The sequence below is a fragment of the Gilvimarinus sp. 1_MG-2023 genome (assembly GCF_030548285.1).
In genome coordinates, this window is record NZ_JAUOSC010000285.1 from 1 (window position 1) to 388 (window position 388).

Genomic DNA, 388 nt, shown 5'->3' on the forward strand with positions numbered 1-388 from the left:
GATACGGTCTTTGCCGCTGTCGGCGAGGCGGATGAAATCAATCTGTCGATCACCGACTCCGCTGCCGCGGCGGGCTTTGGTATCACGCTGGCCTTTGGCTTGCTGGCTTCGGTTGTTGCTGATCAAACCTTCTGGCAGAAAGTCTGGTCGGTACGCAAGGATCAGGTGTCACGTACGTTCCTGTGGGCCGGTGCGCTGTTCTACCCGATTCCTATCTGTCTGGGCATGCTTGGTCTGGTCGGTATTGGTTTTGGTCTGACGGCCACCGAACTGGGTGGTGATATTGTCGCTGTCGGGCCTTATATCATCTCTCATATCGGCCTGCCGATGACGCTGATCATCGCTTATACGCTGGTGATTCTGGCGGCCTGTTACTCCACCATTGATG

The 388-nt window shown here is 55.9% G+C and carries 1 protein-coding gene; it reads left to right on the top strand.

From position 1 onward, the window contains the following. Positions 1 to 388, top strand: a 388-nt coding sequence (locus Q4563_RS16815; protein ID WP_303605304.1) for a hypothetical protein, incomplete at both ends; no start/stop codon positions are given.